The organism is Eudoraea sp. (assembly GCF_049665975.1).
Lineage (GTDB): Bacteria > Bacteroidota > Bacteroidia > Flavobacteriales > Flavobacteriaceae > Eudoraea.
On record NZ_JBATGR010000421.1, the window covers coordinates 1 to 1783 of the forward strand.

The 1783-nt window shown below is 33.9% G+C and carries 3 protein-coding genes; all 3 read left to right on the forward strand.

Annotation, left to right across the window (positions count from 1 at the left end):
- The first annotated feature begins 69 nt into the window (after positions 1–69).
- Positions 70–1017, forward strand: coding sequence for a transcription antitermination factor NusB (gene nusB / locus WBN20_RS13735; protein ID WP_424271572.1), 948 nt, complete (start codon positions 70–72; stop codon positions 1015–1017).
- A 46-nt stretch (positions 1018–1063) separates the two neighbouring features.
- The gene (locus WBN20_RS13740; protein ID WP_424282099.1) at positions 1064–1543 is read left to right on the forward strand and encodes a DUF1573 domain-containing protein; all 480 of its coding nucleotides are present in this window, start codon (positions 1064–1066) and stop codon (positions 1541–1543) included.
- Between the two features lie 25 nt (positions 1544–1568).
- Positions 1569–1783: preprotein translocase subunit YajC (gene yajC / locus WBN20_RS13745; protein ID WP_424282100.1), on the forward strand; the 215-nt coding region annotated here is incomplete at its 3' end.

Sequence of the window (1783 nt, forward strand, 5' to 3'; positions counted from 1 at the left end):
TTTGGATTTAAAATAGATTAGTATTTTTGCGGCGTTTTGTATTTCTAATTTAACACAAGGTTCTTTAAAATGCTTACACGAAGGCAAATCAGGGTAAAAGTGATGCAATGCATTTATGCCTTAACCTTATCTCATGATGAATCATTAGAAAAACAGAAAAAATTTCTCCGAGTAAGCATTGAAAATACTTATACCCTCTATCTACTTGTTTTGAGTCTTTTAATGGAACTCCATAAAATGGAGGAAAATTTCATCAGGTTATCGTCTAAGAAATATTTGAATGAAAATGGCGAAAAATATCCGAACAAGGAAAAGTTTCTAAATAATGCAGTACTTAAGCAAATGGTTACTAATTCCCTGTTGCAAAATGAATTGGATAAAAAGAAATTGAATAATTGGGATCTGCACCAGGATTATGTAAAAATAGTGTTTAATGAAATAAAAAAGAGTGAACTCTTTGAGCAATATATGCTTAATGGTGCGCATAGCTATGAAGAGGACAAAAATCTTATTGCAAGTCTTTTTAAGGAGGTTATAGCTCCAAATGAAAGGATTTACGAATATTTTGAGGATGATAAATTAACATGGGTAGACGACATCCCCCTGGTAAATACTTTTGTACTCAAACAATTGAGGAAGGTAAATGAAGAATATAGTCAATCCTTTTTTTTACCGAAGCTTTTAAAAGACACAGATGATATGGTCTTTGCTGATCAATTATTAACAAAAACGCTCTTAAACAATAAAAAATTCGAAGAAGAAATTCAAATAAAGACACCTAACTGGGATAAGGATAGAATAGCCGATATAGATGCGATACTTTTAAAGATGGCCATTTGCGAGCTAACCGGTTTTTCTTCCATACCCGAGCGAGTCACCATTAATGAGTATTTAGAAATTGCTAAAGAGTATTCTACACCTAAGAGCAGTATCTTTATTAATGGCATATTGGATAAATTGGTAAAAGAATATAGGATTAATGGAAAATTGAAAAAAACAGGTAGAGGCTTATTATAAACAAATATTTCTTAATTTTGCATGCAAATCTTAAACTTGAATTAAAATGAAAAGATTATTTATTGCCCTCGGTTTAACCGCAGTATTAGTGCTTGGCTCTTGCAAGGAGAATGCTTCGAGTAAAGTAAATACTGAAAATGTTGAAGTGGCAGCAGAAAGAGACGTACAGGCCAAAAATCTGCCTGTAATGAATTTTGAAAAAACGGAACACGATTTCGGAACCATCACCCAAGGTACTCCACAGGAGACTATCTTTAATTTTACAAACACAGGTAATGCGCCCTTAATTATTACAAATGCAACCAGTAGTTGCGGGTGTACAGTTCCTAATCCACCTAAAGATCCAATTGCACCGGGTGAAACAGCTGAACTTCTTGTTAAGTTTAATGGTTCTGGCCAAAATCAGGTTACTAAGACCATTACCGTAACTGCGAATACGGAAAAAGGAAAAGAAGTTCTAAGAATTAAAGCATTTGTTAACCCCAAAGATGGAGCACCTTCAGCAGCAGTAGGTCCTGTTAAATAAGTAGTACAAAACTCAACAAAATATTATGGGTGATATAGGACAATTTCTACCAATGATACTCATCTTCGCCGTTGCATATTTTTTTATGATACGTCCGCAGATGAAACGTCAAAAAGATGAAAAGAAATTTTCGCAAGCATTAAAGAAAGGTGATAAAATAGTCACTAAAAGTGGCTTGCATGGAAAAGTTGTGGATTTGAACGATAAGGATTTTTCCTGTATTATAGAGACCATGGCCGG